General features: G+C 57.9%; 14 protein-coding genes and 1 pseudogene. 6 read left to right on the plus strand and 9 right to left on the minus strand.

Features of this window, described 5'->3' with window-relative positions; genetic code table 11:
* Nucleotides 1–8 precede the first annotated feature (8 nt).
* Nucleotides 9–1,358, plus strand: a complete 1,350-nt coding sequence (gene glpT, locus FEZ21_RS02795) for a glycerol-3-phosphate transporter (RefSeq protein WP_003438307.1) — start codon at nt 9–11, stop codon at nt 1,356–1,358.
* On the opposite strand, the gene FEZ21_RS02800 is transcribed toward glpT, so the two are convergent.
* Entirely contained in the window at nt 1,355–1,999 is a 645-nt protein-coding gene (locus FEZ21_RS02800) for a gamma-glutamylcyclotransferase (protein WP_003438305.1), read from the minus strand. The two genes, glpT and FEZ21_RS02800, sit on opposite strands and share 4 nt — an antisense overlap.
* 248 nt (nt 2,000–2,247) lie before the next feature.
* Here FEZ21_RS02800 and FEZ21_RS02805 point away from each other — a divergent pair, with 248 nt between their 5' ends.
* Nucleotides 2,248–2,697 (plus strand): hypothetical protein, encoded by a 450-nt coding sequence (locus FEZ21_RS02805; protein ID WP_010656878.1) that lies wholly within the window; start codon nt 2,248–2,250, stop codon nt 2,695–2,697.
* Between the two features lie 52 nt (nt 2,698–2,749).
* On the opposite strand, the gene FEZ21_RS02810 is transcribed toward FEZ21_RS02805, so the two are convergent.
* From FEZ21_RS02810 to trxA, 5 genes are all read right to left on the minus strand, one after another.
* Nucleotides 2,750–3,718 (minus strand): CDP-6-deoxy-delta-3,4-glucoseen reductase, encoded by a 969-nt coding sequence (locus FEZ21_RS02810; protein WP_003438302.1) that lies wholly within the window; start codon nt 3,716–3,718, stop codon nt 2,750–2,752.
* The gene (ubiD, locus tag FEZ21_RS02815; protein ID WP_003438295.1) at nt 3,718–5,184 is read right to left on the minus strand and encodes a 4-hydroxy-3-polyprenylbenzoate decarboxylase; all 1,467 of its coding nucleotides are present in this window, start codon (nt 5,182–5,184) and stop codon (nt 3,718–3,720) included. Before ubiD ends, FEZ21_RS02810 begins: the two co-directional genes overlap by 1 nt.
* 69 nt (nt 5,185–5,253) lie before the next feature.
* Nucleotides 5,254–7,263, minus strand: a complete 2,010-nt coding sequence (locus FEZ21_RS02820; protein WP_160626403.1) for an acyltransferase family protein — start codon at nt 7,261–7,263, stop codon at nt 5,254–5,256.
* Between the two features lie 116 nt (nt 7,264–7,379).
* Nucleotides 7,380–8,639, minus strand: coding sequence for a transcription termination factor Rho (rho, locus tag FEZ21_RS02825; RefSeq protein ID WP_003438291.1), 1,260 nt, complete (start codon nt 8,637–8,639; stop codon nt 7,380–7,382).
* A 233-nt stretch (nt 8,640–8,872) separates the two neighbouring features.
* Nucleotides 8,873–9,202: a thioredoxin TrxA gene (trxA, locus tag FEZ21_RS02830; protein ID WP_003438289.1), complete on the minus strand. Its 330-nt coding sequence runs from the start codon at nt 9,200–9,202 to the stop codon at nt 8,873–8,875.
* 133 nt (nt 9,203–9,335) lie between these two features.
* Between trxA and FEZ21_RS02835 the strand changes: the two are divergent.
* Together FEZ21_RS02835 and ppx are read left to right on the plus strand one after the other, a co-directional pair.
* A pseudogene (locus FEZ21_RS02835) lies at nt 9,336–9,446 on the plus strand (amino acid ABC transporter ATP-binding protein); the annotation flags it as partial.
* Between the two features lie 228 nt (nt 9,447–9,674).
* Nucleotides 9,675–11,177: an exopolyphosphatase gene (ppx, locus tag FEZ21_RS02840; protein ID WP_003438287.1), complete on the plus strand. Its 1,503-nt coding sequence runs from the start codon at nt 9,675–9,677 to the stop codon at nt 11,175–11,177.
* A gap of 114 nt (nt 11,178–11,291) precedes the next feature.
* Here ppx and ppk1 read toward each other — a convergent pair whose 3' ends face one another.
* Entirely contained in the window at nt 11,292–13,526 is a 2,235-nt protein-coding gene (gene ppk1 / locus FEZ21_RS02845; RefSeq protein ID WP_003438285.1) for a polyphosphate kinase 1, read from the minus strand.
* Between the two features lie 435 nt (nt 13,527–13,961).
* Here ppk1 and FEZ21_RS02850 point away from each other — a divergent pair, with 435 nt between their 5' ends.
* Nucleotides 13,962–14,582, plus strand: a complete 621-nt coding sequence (locus tag FEZ21_RS02850) for a DedA family protein (RefSeq protein ID WP_003438283.1) — start codon at nt 13,962–13,964, stop codon at nt 14,580–14,582.
* On the opposite strand, the gene FEZ21_RS02855 is transcribed toward FEZ21_RS02850, so the two are convergent.
* Nucleotides 14,560–15,798 carry a sterol desaturase family protein gene (locus FEZ21_RS02855; RefSeq protein WP_010656880.1) on the minus strand — a complete coding sequence of 413 codons (1,239 nt, stop codon included), beginning with the start codon at nt 15,796–15,798 and terminating at the stop codon, nt 14,560–14,562. The two genes, FEZ21_RS02850 and FEZ21_RS02855, sit on opposite strands and share 23 nt — an antisense overlap.
* A 109-nt stretch (nt 15,799–15,907) precedes the next feature.
* On the opposite strand from FEZ21_RS02855, the gene elbB reads away from it, so the two are divergent.
* Nucleotides 15,908–16,573 carry an isoprenoid biosynthesis glyoxalase ElbB gene (gene elbB, locus FEZ21_RS02860; RefSeq protein ID WP_003438276.1) on the plus strand — a complete coding sequence of 222 codons (666 nt, stop codon included), beginning with the start codon at nt 15,908–15,910 and terminating at the stop codon, nt 16,571–16,573.
* Here elbB and FEZ21_RS02865 read toward each other — a convergent pair whose 3' ends face one another.
* Nucleotides 16,574–17,026 carry a YaiI/YqxD family protein gene (locus FEZ21_RS02865; RefSeq protein WP_003438273.1) on the minus strand — a complete coding sequence of 151 codons (453 nt, stop codon included), beginning with the start codon at nt 17,024–17,026 and terminating at the stop codon, nt 16,574–16,576.
* Nucleotides 17,027–17,064: the final 38 nt, after the last annotated feature.

Raw genomic sequence — 17,064 nt, forward strand, 5'->3', positions numbered from 1 at the left:
GCTCTTGAATGTTTGCTTTCTTTCGACCTGCCGCACACCAGGCGCCCCTGCCTGAAGAAAAAATCGACAGTACTTATCGACGTCTGCGCTGGCAGATTTTCGCGGGTATTTTCTTTGGCTACGCGGGTTATTACCTGCTGCGCAAAAACTTCTCGCTGGCCATGCCGTACCTGATTGACGAGGGTTACACCCGGGGTCAACTGGGTCTGGCCATGTCCGCGATTGCCATCGCTTATGGTTTGTCCAAGTTCCTCATGGGGCTGGTGTCCGACCGCTCCAACCCGCGCTTCTTCCTGCCCTTCGGCCTGCTGATTTCAGCAGGCGTGATGTTCATTTTCGGTTTCGCACCCTGGGCCACCTCCAGCGTCACCATGATGTTCATTTTGCTGTTTATCAACGGCTGGGCCCAGGGCATGGGCTGGCCGCCAAGCGGTCGGACCATGGTTCACTGGTGGTCGCAGAAAGAACGCGGCGGTGTAGTGTCAGTCTGGAATGTGGCGCACAACGTTGGCGGAGGCTTGATCGGGCCGCTGTTTTTGCTGGGTATGGCCTGGTTCAACGACTGGCACGCGGCATTCTATGTACCGGCTACCGTTGCCCTGCTGGTCGCGCTGTTTGCGTTTATCACCATGCGCGACACCCCGCAGTCCGTGGGCTTGCCACCGATCGAGCAATACAAGAATGATTACCCGGCCGGTTACGACTCCAGCCACGAAGACGAATTCAGCGCCAAAGAGATTTTCGTCAAATACGTGCTGCGTAACAAAATGCTGTGGTACATCGCCCTGGCTAACGTATTCGTTTATTTGCTGCGCTACGGCGTCCTGGACTGGGCTCCGACTTACCTCAAGGAAGCCAAACACTTCACCGTGGACACCACTTCGTGGGCGTACTTCTTCTATGAGTGGGCAGGTATTCCGGGCACGCTGCTGTGCGGCTGGATGTCAGACAAGATCTTCCGCGGCAATCGCGGCCTGACCGGCATTGTGTTCATGTCCCTGGTGACCGTCGCCACGCTGGTTTACTGGCTCAACCCGCCGGGTAACCCGAGCATTGACATGATCGCGCTGTTCTCCATCGGCTTCCTGATTTACGGCCCGGTGATGCTGATCGGCTTGCAGGCCCTGGAACTGGCGCCGAAGAAAGCAGCCGGTACTGCCGCAGGCTTTACCGGGCTGTTCGGCTACCTGGGCGGTTCGGTGGCAGCCAGTGCGGCCATGGGCTATCTGGTTGACCACTTCGGCTGGGATGGCGGCTTTGTACTGCTGATCAGCGCATGCCTGTTGGCGATTGCGTTCATGATCCCGACCCTGCGCCACAAGAATGTCGCCAGTGCCGAGCGGGCAACCGACGCTTAAGACAACGACATGCAACGCTTGAGCCGCGCCTCCAGATTCAGATCTGGCATGGCGTGGCTACGCAGGGCGCTTACGGTCTGCTCGACATAATCGCGAGTAGTGCCGTAACGCCCGTTGGCGTTGGCCAGTACCTGGCTGAGTACACCGTCCGACAGGTTGCCCGCATAGCTGGGTAGATGTCGCTCCAGCACAAACCCCAATGCCTGCACCTGACTGCCATCCTCCAGCCGGCAGGTGAGCCAGTGCGGCCGATAAGACGGCACCGGCATTTCACGCAGCCACAGGGCATAGAGCGAGGCATCGAGGTTGTCTTCAGGCAGCCGATAGGCAAAACCGCTGCACGAACCGCCCCGGTCCAGACCAAACACCAGCCCCGGCCATTGCGGCGTGCCACGATGTTCGTGGGACCACAGATACAGCCCGCGATGATAGCCATGCACCCGCCCGCGCTTGCGCTCGACCGCCGAACACTCGGGGCGCCAGATCAGTGAGCCATAGGCGAATAACCAGACGGGGCCGCCTTGATGACAGGCCATGGTGGCTTGCAAGGATTGCTGAAGTTGTTCTGGGGTCAACGGCGCCCCAAGATCGAGTCGCGGAGGGTAATCCGGGTTTAAACACACAGATTCAATAACAGTCATAACTAAGGCTTTTGGATCCTGCTCGCATTACATGATGTAAACGAAAGTAACGACCTGAATGGTATAGCACTAAAAAGCAAATGACTTGCAGGTCCGGACCTGTGGCAACCTAGAAAAACCGGCCTGGCTTATTACACTTTTGTAAGGCGCAGGTTCAGGTAACTGGCACCACAGATCTCTATAGTGTTGCGCCCCAATATAATGACAGAGGCCACCCTATGAGAAAGTCAGGAATCTGTTGCCTGTTTATGTTGGCTCATGCCAGCTTTGCGCTGGCCCAGGATGACACGCAGCAAAAAGACAAAGACTTCTGGTACGTGCAGACCAGTGTCTATACCAGACACTTTTCGCCAGACCCCGAGCACAATAACAATCAGGATCTGATCGGCCTGGAATATAACGACGCTTCAGGCTGGCTTGCGGGCGGAGCAACTTTTCGCAATTCATTTAGCCAGCGCTCTTATTACGCCTATGCCGGCAAACGCTTTGACAGTGAAAACTACCCGGTCTATTTGAAGCTGACCGGTGGCTTGCTGGAAGGCTATCACGGCGAGTATCAGGACAAGATCCCGCTCAATCGCTTCGGAGTTGCGCCGGTGATTATCCCCTCGGTCGGGGCCTATTACGGGCCCGTGGCGGCCGAGCTGGTGTTGCTCGGTTTCAATGCCGCCATGATCACCGCCGGACTGCGGATCTAAGGCTTGAAAACCTGCAGGAGCGAGCTGTTGGAAGCTCGCTCCTGCACAGATTTCAAGGGCGCGGGCAGTAGGCAAATACATCCGCGCGCATCTGGTGCGGGTCCATCCCGGCATTGACCAGTGCATCGAGGGTTCCATAGATCATCGCCGGGGAACCGCTGGCATAGACATGCACCGCCTTCAGATCGCTGATGTCTTCACACACGGCTTCATGCAACAGACCACAGCGGCCCTCCCAGCCACACAGGTCACTGACGACCTTGTGCAGGAACAGATTGGGAATCTTCTGCCAGGCGTCCCATTCCTCCAGGGTGTAGAAGTCTTCAGGGCGACGCACCCCCCAATACAAGTGCACCGGGTGCTGGAAACCCTTCTCACGGCAATGCTCGATCAGGCTGTGCATTTGCGCCATGCCGGTACCGGCTGCGATCAGGACCAGCGGGCCGTCCGGCAACTCGGACAGGTGCGTGTCGCCAAACGGCAGCTCAAGGCGGACCATCCTGTTACGCTGCAACTGCTCGATCAGGCTGCGGGCGCTGTCTTCGCGCACCAGTACGTGCAGCTCAAGATCACGCCCGGAGTGCGGGGCACTGGCCAGGGAAAAAGCCGATTTCTCGCCATTTTCCCGCTCCAACATCACGTACTGTCCTGCGTGATAACGCGGCGGTTTGCCCGCCGGCGCACGCAAACGTACGCGCCAGACATCGCCGCCCATATCGACACATTCAATCAACTGACACGCCAGGCTACGCACCGGTAACTCTCCCAACGCAAGCACCCCGTCCCACAACACCACGCAGTCTTCAAGCGGCGCTGCCAGGCAGGTATAAAATTCGCCGTGATCGCGGACTTCTCCCGCCTGCTCCACCTGGCCTTCAACCAGCAAGGCCGCACAGACATGACAATTACCATTGCGGCAACTTTGCGGGCATTCATAGCCCAGGCGTTGCGCCGCATTCAGAATCCGCTCTCCAGGCAAAGTTTCCAGCACCGCGCCTGAAGGCTGCAAGGTTACACGCATCAATCTATTCCTAATTGATTCCAGATGTCATCGATCCGGCGTGTGACCGCCTCATCCTTGACGATGACCCGACCCCATTCACGGGTGGTCTCACCCGGCCATTTGTTGGTTGCATCCAGCCCCATTTTCGAACCCAGACCGGAAACCGGCGAAGCGAAATCGAGGTAATCGATTGGAGTGTTGTCGATCATTACCGTGTCACGCTTGGGATCCATGCGCGTGGTAATGGCCCAGATCACGTCATTCCAGTCCCGGGCATTGATATCGTCGTCTGTCACGATAACGAACTTGGTGTACATGAACTGGCGCAAGAACGACCACACACCCAGCATGACGCGCTTGGCGTGGCCCGGATATTGTTTCTTCATGGTCACAATGGCCATGCGGTACGAACAACCCTCTGGCGGCAGATAGAAATCGGTGATTTCCGGGAACTGCTTTTGCAGAATCGGCACGAACACTTCATTGAGCGCCACACCTAAAATCGCTGGCTCATCCGGTGGCCGGCCAGTGTAGGTGCTGTGGTAGATCGGTTTGATCCGATGGGTGATGCGTTCAACGGTGAACACCGGGAAGCTGTCGACTTCGTTGTAGTAGCCGGTGTGGTCGCCGTAAGGACCTTCGGGGGCCATCTCGCCAGGGTGGATCACGCCTTCAAGGATGATTTCGGCAGTGGCAGGCACTTGCAGATCATTGCCACGGCACTTCACCAGCTCGGTGCGATTGCCCCGCAGCAAGCCTGCAAAGGCGTACTCGGACAGGCTGTCAGGCACCGGCGTTACGGCACCGAGGATGGTCGCCGGGTCTGCACCCAGGGCCACCGCTACCGGGAACGGCTGACCCGGGTGTTTCTCGCACCAGTCACGATAGTCCAGCGCGCCGCCACGATGGCTCAGCCAGCGCATGATGACTTTGTTGCGGCCAATGACCTGCTGGCGATAAATACCCAGATTTTGACGGTCCTTGTTCGGACCCTTGGTCACGGTCAGGCCCCAGGTAATCAGCGGCGCCACGTCGCCCGGCCAGCAATGCTGAACCGGCAGCATGGCAAGGTCGACATCGTCACCTTCAATGACCACTTCCTGACACACCGCGTCCTTGACGACTTTCGGGGCCATGGCAATGATCTTGCGAAAGATAGGGAGCTTGGACCACGCGTCTTTCAGACCTTTAGGCGGCTCAGGCTCTTTGAGGAAGGCCAGCAGCTTGCCAATTTCACGCAACTCGCTGACCGACTCGGCCCCCATGCCCATGGCCACGCGCTCAGGCGTGCCAAACAGGTTGCCGAGTACCGGGATCGTATGTCCTGTCGGGTTTTCGAATAGCAGCGCCGGGCCCTTGGCCCGCAGCGTGCGGTCGCAGATTTCTGTCATCTCCAGCACAGGAGACACGGGAATCTGGATGCGTTTCAACTCTCCGCGCTGCTCTAACTGCTGCACGAAATCCCGAAGATCCTTGAATTTCATTGACGTTGGCACCCTCAAAATAGGCGTACATCCTACCTGCTATGGCGTGAGCTGGCAGCTTATCGCTGCTCAGCGGGCCGTATTCACCTCACTCACGCCGGTCAACTCTTGAGCTGCCGCCTCTTCGAACACCGGCGCCAACACTGGCAGCATTAACCGGGCACCCGCCTCTGACAGATGATTGTCGTCGGTGTACAACGAATGACCATCGCGCTGCGCACGACACAGACCCGAGGCGTCGCAAAGCGCCGGGGTCGGATCCAGCACCATGACACCGGCGTCAGCTGCTGCAATTTGCGCGAACAAGCGGTTAATGAATGCTTTTTGCTTGAGGTGGTCGGCCAATGGAAATCCAACGTCGGCTGTCGGTTTATGCAGCATGGCCAGGCGGCTTAGTCGGTACGGCGGATTGAACGGCTGCAGCGGTACATCTTTCATGAGCCAGACCCGATAGCCGGCCTTGCGCAACTGCTCCACCCTGGCCCGCACGCCGTCAGCAAGCCTCTGCTCGGCAACGGCTGGGTCATAACGGCCATCGGCACCCTTCAGTGCATGGCCGTGATCGCCCTTGGCGTCGCCATATAGGTACAGGCCCCAGCGGGCCACCAACAATACATCCGTGAACGGTTCCGTCTTCAGGGCCTGCTCCACGCGACGGTTGTAATTGGCACAGCGCTCGCCATGTTCCAACCCCTCAAGGGGCAAACAGCCCGCCGAACTGGCCAGCATCACGTTAACCCCGTGCTGCCGGGCGTTGGCGTCCAGCGCCGGAATCAATGCCGTGGCATGACTGTCCCCCCAAACCAGCAACTGCGCGGGCTCGAACCCGGAAGCGCTATTGCCGTAGCGGCAAAAAGGCGTATCGGCAGGGCTCTTGTCGTCGGTGATACAGGCCATCAACTCAGGACGCCAGTGGCTGGCATTGGAGTACTGCAACGCATGCTCGGACAAGCGGGACGGCAAACCGTCAGTCCAGCGCAGCGTTTGCCCGGCCAGTCCCAGTACCAGGATACCCAGACCCGCAGCGAGCAAAATCTGACGCCGCCCTGCCAACAATCGACGCTCACGAAACGGGGTTTCGATGTAGCGCCAGGACAAATATCCAAGTACCAGTGTCAGTGCGATCAACGCACCGGTGAGGACAGGACCTGGCTCATCCACGTCGGCATAGCTGGCGAAAACAAACACCGGCCAATGCCACAGGTACCAGGAATACGAGATCAGGCCGAGCCCTACCAGCAGGCGGGAACTCAAAATACGCCCTACCCAGGTGCTGTGATGCTCATTGGCCCAAATCAGGGCAACCACACCCAGCACCGGCAACAGTGCTGCTGCTCCAGGGAACGGGGTGTTTTTGTCGTAAGCGAAAACCGCGATAAGGATCAGTCCGAGCCCGAGCAAGCTTATGCATTGCGCGGCGGCGGCTGTAAGGCGCGTCTTACTGACCGGTGCGACCGCCAGCATCGCGCCAGCCAACAGCTCCCAGGCCCGCATCGGTAACAGGAAAAAGGCCTTTTCAGGGTGTTGCGCAACAGCCCACACGCTTAATCCGAACGAGATCAGCAACACACCAAACAAGGCCAGACGCCAATGCCTGAAGCGACTGGCCAACAGGGTCAGCAGCAGCGGGAAAACAATATAAAACTGTTCTTCAACCGCCAGCGACCAGGTATGAAGCAGCGGTTTTAAATCGCTGGCCACATCGAAATAGCCATCCTGGCGCATGAACAACAGGTTGGAGGCGAACATCACCTGGTATCGAACTGACTGGCCCAGTTGCTCGTAGTCCTTGGGTGCCATCAAGAACCAGCCCACCGCGAGCACGACTGCAATCATGGCGAACAATGCGGGCAGGATACGCCGCGCACGCCGGGTCCAGAACTCGACGAAACTGAAGCGACCGGCCTCGCGCTGGCGCCAGATGATCGAGGTGATCAGATACCCCGAGATCACGAAAAATACGTCGACGCCGACGAACCCGCCGGTCAGCCCCGGCACCCCGAAGTGAAACAAGACGACAGCAATGACGGCAATGGCGCGCAAGCCATCGATGTCCCGGCGATATACAAGAGAGCTCATCAATGTCCAAATCCAGAAATATTGTTTTTATTGACCGGTACCAGCCCAAAAGCTTCCTTTTAAATGCAAAAAAATGGCGCCCCTAGGGACGCCATTTTTTAAGACCCGAAAACGTATTACTTACGCTTCATCGACAAGAAGAACTCATCGTTGGTCTTGGTCTGCTTCAACTTGTCGATCAGGAACTCGATGGCTGCAACTTCGTCCATCGGGTGCAACAGCTTGCGCAGGATCCACATGCGTTGCAACTCGTCATCGGCAGTCAGCAACTCTTCGCGGCGAGTGCCGGAACGGTTGATGTTGATCGCCGGGAAGACGCGCTTTTCAGCGATCTTGCGGTCCAGAGGCAGTTCCATGTTGCCGGTGCCTTTGAACTCTTCGTAGATCACTTCATCCATCTTCGAGCCGGTTTCAACCAGCGCGGTAGCGATGATGGTCAGCGAGCCGCCTTCTTCGATGTTTCGCGCAGCACCGAAGAAACGCTTTGGCTTCTCAAGGGCGTGAGCATCGACACCACCGGTCAGTACCTTGCCGGAGCTAGGGATAACGGTGTTGTAGGCACGAGCCAGACGGGTAATGGAGTCGAGCAGGATCACCACGTCTTTTTTGTGTTCGACCAGGCGCTTGGCCTTCTCGATCACCATTTCAGCAACCTGCACGTGGCGGGTTGGTGGCTCGTCGAACGTGGAAGCAACCACTTCGCCACGAACGGTACGCTGCATTTCGGTAACTTCTTCCGGACGCTCGTCGATCAACAGAACGATCAAGTGCACTTCAGGGTTGTTACGCGAGATGTTGGACGCGATGTTCTGCAGCATGATGGTCTTGCCCGCTTTTGGCGGAGCAACGATCAGACCACGCTGACCTTTACCGATCGGGGCGCACAGGTCGATCACACGACCGGTCAGATCTTCGGTGGAACCGTTACCGATTTCCATCTTCATGCGTACGGTCGGGAACAGCGGGGTCAAGTTCTCGAAGAGAATCTTGTTTTTCGCGTTCTCTGGACGATCGTAGTTGATCGTGTCGACTTTCAGCAGGGCGAAGTACCGCTCGCCTTCTTTTGGCGGACGGATTTTACCGACGATGGTGTCGCCGGTGCGCAAGTTGAAGCGTCGAATCTGGCTTGGCGAGACATAAATATCGTCTGGGCCGGCCAGGTAAGAAGCGTCAGCGGAACGGAGGAAGCCGAAGCCGTCCTGGAGAATCTCCAGCACGCCATCACCGGAGATTTCCTCGCCGCTTTTCGCGTGCTTTTTGAGCAGGGAGAAAATCACGTCCTGCTTGCGCGAACGGGCCATATTTTCTATGCCCATCTGTTCGGCCAATTCGAGCAGTTCGGTAATCGGCTTTTGCTTGAGTTCAGTCAGGTTCATATAGGAATGACGTAATCATTTATGGAGGGGGAAATTAAGCTTTTGGCTTAATGAGGCCGCGCCGCAGAGAAGGCGACAGGATCGCGTACTAATTCGATAAGGAGTGCGTCGGCGACGGCTTGCAGGGGGCAGTGGAGAAACCAGTGCGGGGCCGAATGTACCACTTGAGTTTCATAGCGTCTAGTCCCTGAGCCATGAAAAAGCCCCGCATTTTGCGGGGCTTTTATCGACGCTTAAATGTTGGCGTCGAGGAATGCTGCCAGCTGCGACTTCGACAATGCACCAACCTTGGTGGCTTCGACGTTGCCGTTCTTGAACAACATCAGCGTTGGAATACCACGTACGCCGTGCTTGGCCGGGGTTTCCTGGTTCTCATCGATGTTCAGTTTGGCAATAGTCAACTTGCCTTTGTAAGTCTCGGCGATCTCGTCCAGAACTGGCGCGATCATTTTGCAAGGGCCACACCATTCAGCCCAGTAGTCGACCAGTACAGCGCCTTCAGCCTTGAGAACATCGGCCTCAAAGCTAGCGTCGGTGACGTGTTTAATAAGATCGCTGCTCATGGAAGTCTCCGTGGTTGTAAGCAAAAACGTAGCACATCATAGCTGTCATCACCGCGTTCAGGAAGCTGACCCTTGATTGACTCTTACTATAGAGCTGCTTGAGCAAAGGTATCGCCCGTACCTTTGCCCCGGCGCCATCGACGGGACGGGCCCGATTGCGGCGACCCATGAAATGCGCTTCGCCCGGGAAGTCGGGGACAAACGGGGGTTTATGCATCAGGGTAAAGCCCACGGAGCTGGCGAATTTCATCGGCACCAACCCGCTGCAGGAACGAGCTTGCTCGCGAGCCGTGCAAAGGGATTAACAGCACGCTTCTACAAAAAAGAAGAATCGCACAGCAAAATACGAACCGGCCGGGAGCAGCTAACGTCATTGCTTACGTGCGCCACATCAATGCATCTGATACTACGCGTTGGCGCGAGCGTTTGATCGTGGCACGATGGCGAAGTTATCGACCGAGACCCTTCAACCATGCCCCAATCCCAAAGCAAGAATCCATCCCTGATCGCCGCTATTGATCTGGGTTCTAACAGCTTTCACATGGTGGTGGCCAAGGCCCAGAACGGAGAAATCCGTATCCTGGAGCGACTTGGTGAGAAGGTTCAATTAGCTGCCGGCATCGACGAAGAACGCAAACTCAACGAAGAATCCATGCAGCGCGGGCTTGATTGCCTGAAGCGCTTTGCCCAACTGATCAACGGCATGCCGTTGGGCGCCGTGAGAATCGTGGGCACCAACGCCCTTCGAGAAGCCCGCAACCGCAACGAATTCATCGTGCGCGCAGAAGAGATCCTGGGTCACACCGTCGAGGTCATTTCTGGCCGAGAAGAAGCGCGCCTCATCTATTTGGGCGTATCGCACACCCTCGCCGATACTCCGGGCAAACGCCTGGTCGCTGACATCGGCGGCGGCAGTACCGAATTCATTATCGGCCAGCGCTTTGAACCGCTGCTGCGCGAAAGCCTGCAAATGGGCTGCGTGAGTTACACCCAGCGCTATTTCCGCGACGGCAAAATCACTCCGGCCCGTTACGCCCAGGCCTATACCGCTGCCCGCCTCGAAATCATGAGTATTGAGCACGCGCTGCACCGCCTGACCTGGGACGAGGCTATCGGCTCCTCCGGCACCATTCGCGCCATCGGCCTGGCCCTCAAGGCTGGCGGACACGGCAACGGTGAAGTCAACGCCGAAGGGCTGGCCTGGCTCAAGCGCAAACTGTTCAAACTGGGCGAAGCGGACAAAATCGACTTTGAAGGCATCAAGCCTGACCGTCGTACCATTTTCCCGGCGGGCCTGGCGATTCTTGAGGCCATCTTTGACTCCCTCGAACTGCAGCGCATGGACCATTGCGACGGCGCGCTACGTGAGGGCGTGCTGTATGACCTGCTGGGCCGTCATCACCATGAAGACGTGCGTGAGCGCACCCTCAGCTCGCTGATGGACCGCTACCACGTAGATCGCGAACAAGCCGCAAGGGTCGAGCGCAAAGCGCTGCGTGCCTTCGATCAAGTGGCCAAGTCATGGGAGCTCAAGGACGGGATCTGGCGTGAACTGTTGAGTTGGGCGGCCAAGGTGCATGAAGTCGGGCTGGATATCGCCCACTACCACTACCACAAACACGGCGCCTATCTGATCGAGCACTCCGACCTCGCCGGGTTCTCCCGTGAAGACCAGCAAATGCTCGCGCTGCTGGTACGCGGCCATCGCCGTAACATTCCCAAGGACAAATTCGCCGAGTTCGGCGCCGAAGGCATCAAGCTGATTCGCCTGTGCGTGTTGCTGCGCTTTGCGATTTTGTTCTACCACATCCGTGGCAATCAGGAAGCGTCGCAGGTGAAGCTGCGTGCCGAGGGCGACCATCTCGAGGTGATCTTCCCCGAAGGCTGGCTGGAGCAAAACCCCTTGACCCAGGCCGACTTCGAGCAAGAAGCCCAATGGCTGACCCGGGTCGGGATTGTTCTGACAGTGTCCTGATCAAGCAAACACTTCTGCAGAAACCAGCTTGCCTGGCGATGGTATCAACGCGGTGCTCAAGAATAACCGCGGCTTATTCATCGCCAGGCTGGCAGGCTGCTGCAGGGCCGGGGTTTACACCGATGGGCCGGTGCTCACCGTCAACACCGGCAGGCTCAGACGCTCCAGCAGGGTTGCCTGGGCACTGCGCGGGTTTTGATTCCCGGTGGGCGTGTTACGAATGTAACGGCCGTCCGATTGCAGGCTCCAGCTGTGGGTGTTGTCCGTCAGATAGCATTCCAGCTCCTTCTTGACCCGCAGAATCAGCTTTTTGCCCTCCACCGGGAAGCAGGTTTCGACCCGCTTATCCAGGTTGCGCTCCATCCAGTCAGCGCTCGACAGGAACATCTGCTCTTCGCCGCCATTGAGGAAGTAGAACACCCGCGTGTGCTCCAGGAAGCGACCAATGATCGAGCGCACATGAATGTTGTGCGAGACCCCCGGAATACCCGGCCGCAGGCAACACATCCCGCGCACTACCAAATCGATCCGCACCCCGGCCTGACTGGCCTTGTACAGCGCCCGGATGATTTTCGGGTCGGTCAGGGAGTTGAACTTGGCGATGATATGCGCAGGTTTGCCCTCCGACGCGAACTGGGTCTCACGGGCAATCATGTCGAGCATGCCCTTCTTCAGGGTGAAGGGTGCATGCAAGAGCTTTTTCATGCGCAAGGTCTTGCCCATGCCGATCAACTGGCTGAACAACTTGCCGACGTCTTCGCAGAGCGCGTCATCCGATGTCAGCAAGCTGTAGTCGGTGTAGAGCTTGGCGTTGCCCGCGTGGTAGTTACCGGTACCCAGGTGCGCATAACGCACGATCTCCCCCGCCTCACGGCGCAGAATCAGCATCATTTTGGCGTGGGTCTTGAAACCGACCACGCCATAGATCACCACGGCACCGGCAGCTTGCAGGCGGCTGGCCAGCTGCAGGTTGGACTCTTCGTCAAATCGCGCACGCAGTTCCACAACGGCAGTCACTTCTTTGCCGTTACGCGCAGCATCCACCAGCGCATCAACGATTTCAGAGTTGGCACCGCTGCGATACAGGGTCTGGCGCACAGCCAGTACATGCGGGTCTTTGGCGGCCTGACGCAACAAATCAACCACAGGGGTGAACGACTCAAACGGGTGCAGCAGCAAAATATCCTGCTTGCTGACGACGCTGAAAATGTTCTCGCTGTTCTGCAACAGCTTCGGAATCGCCGGAGTGAATGGCGTGTATTGCAGCTCGGGATGGCTGTCCAGACCGGTGATGCTGAACAGGCGCGTGAGGTTTACCGGGCCATTGACCGTATACAGCTCGGTCTCATGCAGGTTGAACTGCTTGAGCAGGTAATCGGACAGATGTTTGGGGCAAGTGTCGGCCACTTCCAGACGCACCGCATCGCCATAGCGACGCGAGAACAACTCGCCACGCAGGGCGCGGGCCAGGTCTTCTACATCTTCAGTGTCCACCGACAGGTCAGCGTTGCGGGTCAGGCGGAACTGGTAGCAGCCCTTGACCTTCATGCCCTGGAACAGGTCATCGGCGTGGGCATGAATCATCGAGGACAGGAACACGTAGTTGTCCCCTGTACCGCCGACGTCTTCAGGCAACTTGATCACCCGCGGCAACAGGCGCGGGGCCGGGATAATTGCCAGACCCGAATCACGGCCGAAGGCGTCGATGCCTTCCAGCTCGACGATAAAGTTCAGGCTCTTGTTGACCAGCAACGGGAAAGGATGCGTCGGATCAAGGCCGATCGGGGTGATGATGGGCGCAATTTCGTCGCGGAAAAACTTGCGCACCCAGGCTTTGATCTTGGTGTTCCAGTGGCGGCGGCGAATGAAGCGCACCTGATGCTTTTCAAGCTCGGGCAACAGGATATCGTTGAGGATCGCGTACTGGCGGTCGACATGGCCATGTACCAGCTCACTGATCCGCGCCAGCGCCTGATGCGGCTGCAGGCCGTCAGCGCCCGCCTGCTCTCGGGCGAAGGTAATTTGCTTCTTCAAGCCCGCGACACGAATCTCGAAAAACTCATCCAGGTTGCTGGAGAAAATCAGCAGGAACTTCAATCGCTCCAACAACGGATAGGACTCATCCAGCGCCTGTTCCAGCACGCGAATGTTGAACTGCAACTGCGACAGCTCGCGGTGGATATACAGACTGCTGTCATCCAGACCCGGAATGGCAATCGTCGGGTGCGCCGCAGGCGCCTCAGGCACGACAGCGACGTGACCTTGCGGCACGGGCGGGGTCTGAGCGACCGGTTCAACAACCGGCTCGGCCTCTGTAGCAACGAGTTCTGTCTGTCCTTCGGTATTCATTGAGTGTTCCTGTAAGAGCGGGTTTGACTCTCGTAACAGTTAAGCGGCGCGTGCAATCGAGCTGCCAGAATGCCACCAACGCCAGTGGGTTTAAACCGCTCGAAGTCGCTTTATGCGGGCTGGAGCCGAGTTAGAGGGTGATTTGTCGAAATTGTTCTGAGCTATGGCCGCGATCTTCAGTGAGCCGGCCTGCCGGCGACCGTGACTGCCCGGCGTTGCAGGATCGTGGGCCTGCCAGCCGCCACAGGTTGAGCACTCAAAACAGCTACGCGCGATGGTTATATCCACCCGCCATGAACACTAGATGACAACACCAATGATGTAAGTCAAATACACACCATTTGTAGGAATTGTTAACGCCAAGACACATTTCGATACTTTCCTGAATGTCCCTTAAGGCGTAGGCTGCGCGTTCATTTCGCCAGCATCCAGACAATGCTCCAACAATTTCTTCAAGAGTTTGGCTACTTCGCCCTGTTCCTTGGGACGTTCTTTGAAGGTGAGACCATTCTGGTTCTCGCAGGCTTCCTGGCGTTCCGCGGATACATGGACCTCAAGCTGGTGATGATCGTGGCATTCCTCGGCAGTTATGCCGGCGACCAGCTGTGGTACTTCCTGGGGCGCAAGCACGGCCGCAAATTACTGGCGCGAAAACCGCGCTGGCAACTCATGGGCGACAAGGCACTGGAGCACATTCGCAAGCACCCGGATATCTGGGTCTTGAGTTTCCGCTTCGTCTACGGCCTGCGTACCGTCATGCCTGTAGCCATTGGTCTGTCGGGCTACCCGCCGGGCCGCTACTTGCTGCTCAACGGTATTGGTGCAGCCATTTGGGCCATTGCCCTGGCAACCGCCGCCTACCACTTCGGTGCCGTGCTTGAGGGCCTGCTGGGCAGCGTCAAGAAGTATGAGCTATGGGTGCTGGGCGCCTTGCTGGTACTGGGCCTGGGCTTGTGGGCGCGTCGGCGCTTCAAAAATGCCCGTCTGACCAAAAAGGCTGCTCTCGAAGAAAAAATCCGGGCCGCTGAGGAAGCTAACAACCCGCCAGCTGAGTAACCCGGTTTCTGCACATATAGAGACCGGCCACGCTTAACAGGCTGTAGCTGAACAGGCCGGCCCAGCCCAGTGCGCTGGCCGGCCATAGTCCCGCCCACGGGGCGAGCCACAGCAGTGGCAGGTTCAGCGCCAGGCGCAGCCATTCAAGCTTCAGTGCCCAGGGCCGGTTCTCCAGCCCGGCCCCCAGCACAAACAAACCCAGCCCCATATATCCCCACCCCAAAATCAACGCCGTCGGCGGCAAAGTCTCGCCCAGATTCAGCAGATAACTGCCGAGCGCCACATAGACCACAAATTGCAGCGCGATATACAGCTGCTGGCGAGGCGGCAATGCCACTTCGAATTTCTCGAACTGGCTCAGGTCCGACTTGTGCAGCGGGTACCTCGCGGCGACATCCGCAGGCCGCCAACCGGTGGGCATAAACCAGATACGCAACTTGTCCCGCCAGCGTTGGGTGCGCCGCGCATCCGCCAGCAACTGACCATAGAACTGCCAGTTGGCCCACAGCGGATTCCAGCTCTTGAGCGGTGTCGTGACCCCGAAAATCACTGGCTCGGCGTCGTCCTCTTCCTGAAAGGTACCAAACAGGCGATCCCAAAAAATGAACACCCCGCCGTAATTGCGATCCATGTAGAGAGCATTTTGCGCATGGTGAGCCCGGTGATTGGACGGCGATACAAAGAACCACTCGAACCAGCCCAACTTGGGGATATGCCGCGTGTGGACCCAGAATTGATAGAGCAGATTGAGGGTCGCCACCGTAACGAACACCAACAACGGCACCCCCAAAACGGCCATTGGCAGGTAGAAAATCCAGCCAAATATAAAGCCGGTGCTGGTTTGGCGCAGGGCCGTGGACAGGTTGTAGTCCTCACTCTGGTGATGCACCGAGTGCGCGGCCCACAGCACGTTGCGCTCATGCCCCAGACGGTGATGCCAGTAGTAACAGAAGTCGTAGAATACAAAGGCAAACAGCCAGACCCACAGGCTGTCTTCAGGCAGTTCGGTAATTGCCAGATATTTCAGGGCGACGCCGTAAGTAACCAGTCCTACACCCTTGGTCAGCAACCCGGTGGTGGTCGACAGCACCCCGGTGCTCAGGCTGTTGATCGTGTCTGCAAGGCGATAGGTAGGCATTGCACGCCAGCGGTCGACCAGCAACTCCACCGCGATCAGCACAAAGAAGAACGGCACTGCATACAGAATCAGCTTCATTGCACACCTCACCCCAAGATCAACCAAGCGTAGGCGTTCCCGGGACAACCCCCTATGGCGTCAAACGCCAAATCAGGCGACATTAACGCCACGAACAAGGAGACCCAACATGACCCACAAAAAAGTTGCCGTGATTCTCTCTGGCTGCGGCGTCTACGACGGTGCCGAGATCCACGAAAGCGTCATCACCCTGCTGCGCCTGGACCAGCGCGGCGCCAAAGTGCAGTGTTTCGCACCCGACATCGCCCAGCATCATGTGATCAACCACCTGACCGGCAACGAGATGCCCGAGTCGCGCAACGTGCTGGTGGAGTCGGCGCGGATCGCGCGCGGTGAGATCAAGGATATTCGTGAAGCCAATGTCGATGACTTTGATGCGCTGATCGTTCCGGGCGGGTTTGGCGCGGCAAAAAATCTTTCTGACTTTGCCGCCAGGGGCGCCGAATGCACCGTGCAACCTGACGTGCTGGCCCTGGCCGAAGCCTTTGCCCAGGCCTGCAAGCCAGTGGGGTTGATGTGTATTTCTCCGGCCATAGCCGCCAAGATCTACGGCCCTGGCGTGACCTGCACCATCGGCAAAGACCCTGAAACAGCAGCAGCCGTGGGCAAAATGGGTGCAACCCACAAAGAGTGCGAAGTGACTGACATTGTTGAGGACAAAGCCCGAAAACTGGTCAGCACCCCGGCCTATATGCTCGCCCAATCGATCAGCGAAGCAGCTTCAGGCATCAACAAAATGGTCGACCGGGTACTGGAGCTGACCCACGAGGCCTGATCAGCCCCGCGCCAGCCGGGTCAGGATCCGGTCCAGTGAATTGGCGAACGCCTGTTTTTCGCGTTCGCCATAGGCGCCCTGCCCGCCGCCCATCTGGCCTTGCTCGCGCAGATCAGTAAACAGATTACGCACCGCCAGCCGCTCGCCCATGTTTTGCGGGTCAAACTCCTTGCCCCGCGGGTCCAGCGCGGCCACGCCCTTCTTCACCAGCCGGTCGGCCAAGGGCACATCGCTGCAAATCACCAACTCACCGGGCACCGCGTGCTCCACCAGATAATCATCCGCCGCATCCGGGCCGCTGGGCACCACAATCAGTTTGACCAGCGCGTACGTCGGCTTGACCTGGCTTTGCCCCGCCACCAACACCACCTCAAACTGACGTTTGAGCGCGAATTTGATCACTTGATCCTTCGCGGCCTTGGGGCAAGCATCTGCGTCAATCCAGACACGCATGGGGAAACTCCTTTATCAAATGACTTGCAGGCGCGAGC

The sequence above is a fragment of the Pseudomonas sp. 9.1(2019) genome (genome assembly GCF_009910445.1).
GTDB lineage: Bacteria > Pseudomonadota > Gammaproteobacteria > Pseudomonadales > Pseudomonadaceae > Aquipseudomonas > Aquipseudomonas paraversuta.

Coding starts and splice junctions, on each gene's coding strand:
- glpT (WP_003438307.1), top strand. CDS start 9: ATGTTTGCTTTCTTTCGACCTGCCGCACACCAGGCGCCCCTGCCTGAA.
- FEZ21_RS02800 (WP_003438305.1), bottom strand. CDS start 1,999: ATGACTGTTATTGAATCTGTGTGTTTAAACCCGGATTACCCTCCGCGA.
- FEZ21_RS02805 (WP_010656878.1), top strand. CDS start 2,248: ATGTTGGCTCATGCCAGCTTTGCGCTGGCCCAGGATGACACGCAGCAA.
- FEZ21_RS02810 (WP_003438302.1), bottom strand. CDS start 3,718: ATGCGTGTAACCTTGCAGCCTTCAGGCGCGGTGCTGGAAACTTTGCCT.
- ubiD (WP_003438295.1), bottom strand. CDS start 5,184: ATGAAATTCAAGGATCTTCGGGATTTCGTGCAGCAGTTAGAGCAGCGC.
- FEZ21_RS02820 (WP_160626403.1), bottom strand. CDS start 7,263: ATGAGCTCTCTTGTATATCGCCGGGACATCGATGGCTTGCGCGCCATT.
- rho (WP_003438291.1), bottom strand. CDS start 8,639: ATGAACCTGACTGAACTCAAGCAAAAGCCGATTACCGAACTGCTCGAA.
- trxA (WP_003438289.1), bottom strand. CDS start 9,202: ATGAGCAGCGATCTTATTAAACACGTCACCGACGCTAGCTTTGAGGCC.
- ppx (WP_003438287.1), top strand. CDS start 9,675: ATGCCCCAATCCCAAAGCAAGAATCCATCCCTGATCGCCGCTATTGAT.
- ppk1 (WP_003438285.1), bottom strand. CDS start 13,526: ATGAATACCGAAGGACAGACAGAACTCGTTGCTACAGAGGCCGAGCCG.
- FEZ21_RS02850 (WP_003438283.1), top strand. CDS start 13,962: ATGCTCCAACAATTTCTTCAAGAGTTTGGCTACTTCGCCCTGTTCCTT.
- FEZ21_RS02855 (WP_010656880.1), bottom strand. CDS start 15,798: ATGAAGCTGATTCTGTATGCAGTGCCGTTCTTCTTTGTGCTGATCGCG.
- elbB (WP_003438276.1), top strand. CDS start 15,908: ATGACCCACAAAAAAGTTGCCGTGATTCTCTCTGGCTGCGGCGTCTAC.
- FEZ21_RS02865 (WP_003438273.1), bottom strand. CDS start 17,026: ATGCGTGTCTGGATTGACGCAGATGCTTGCCCCAAGGCCGCGAAGGAT.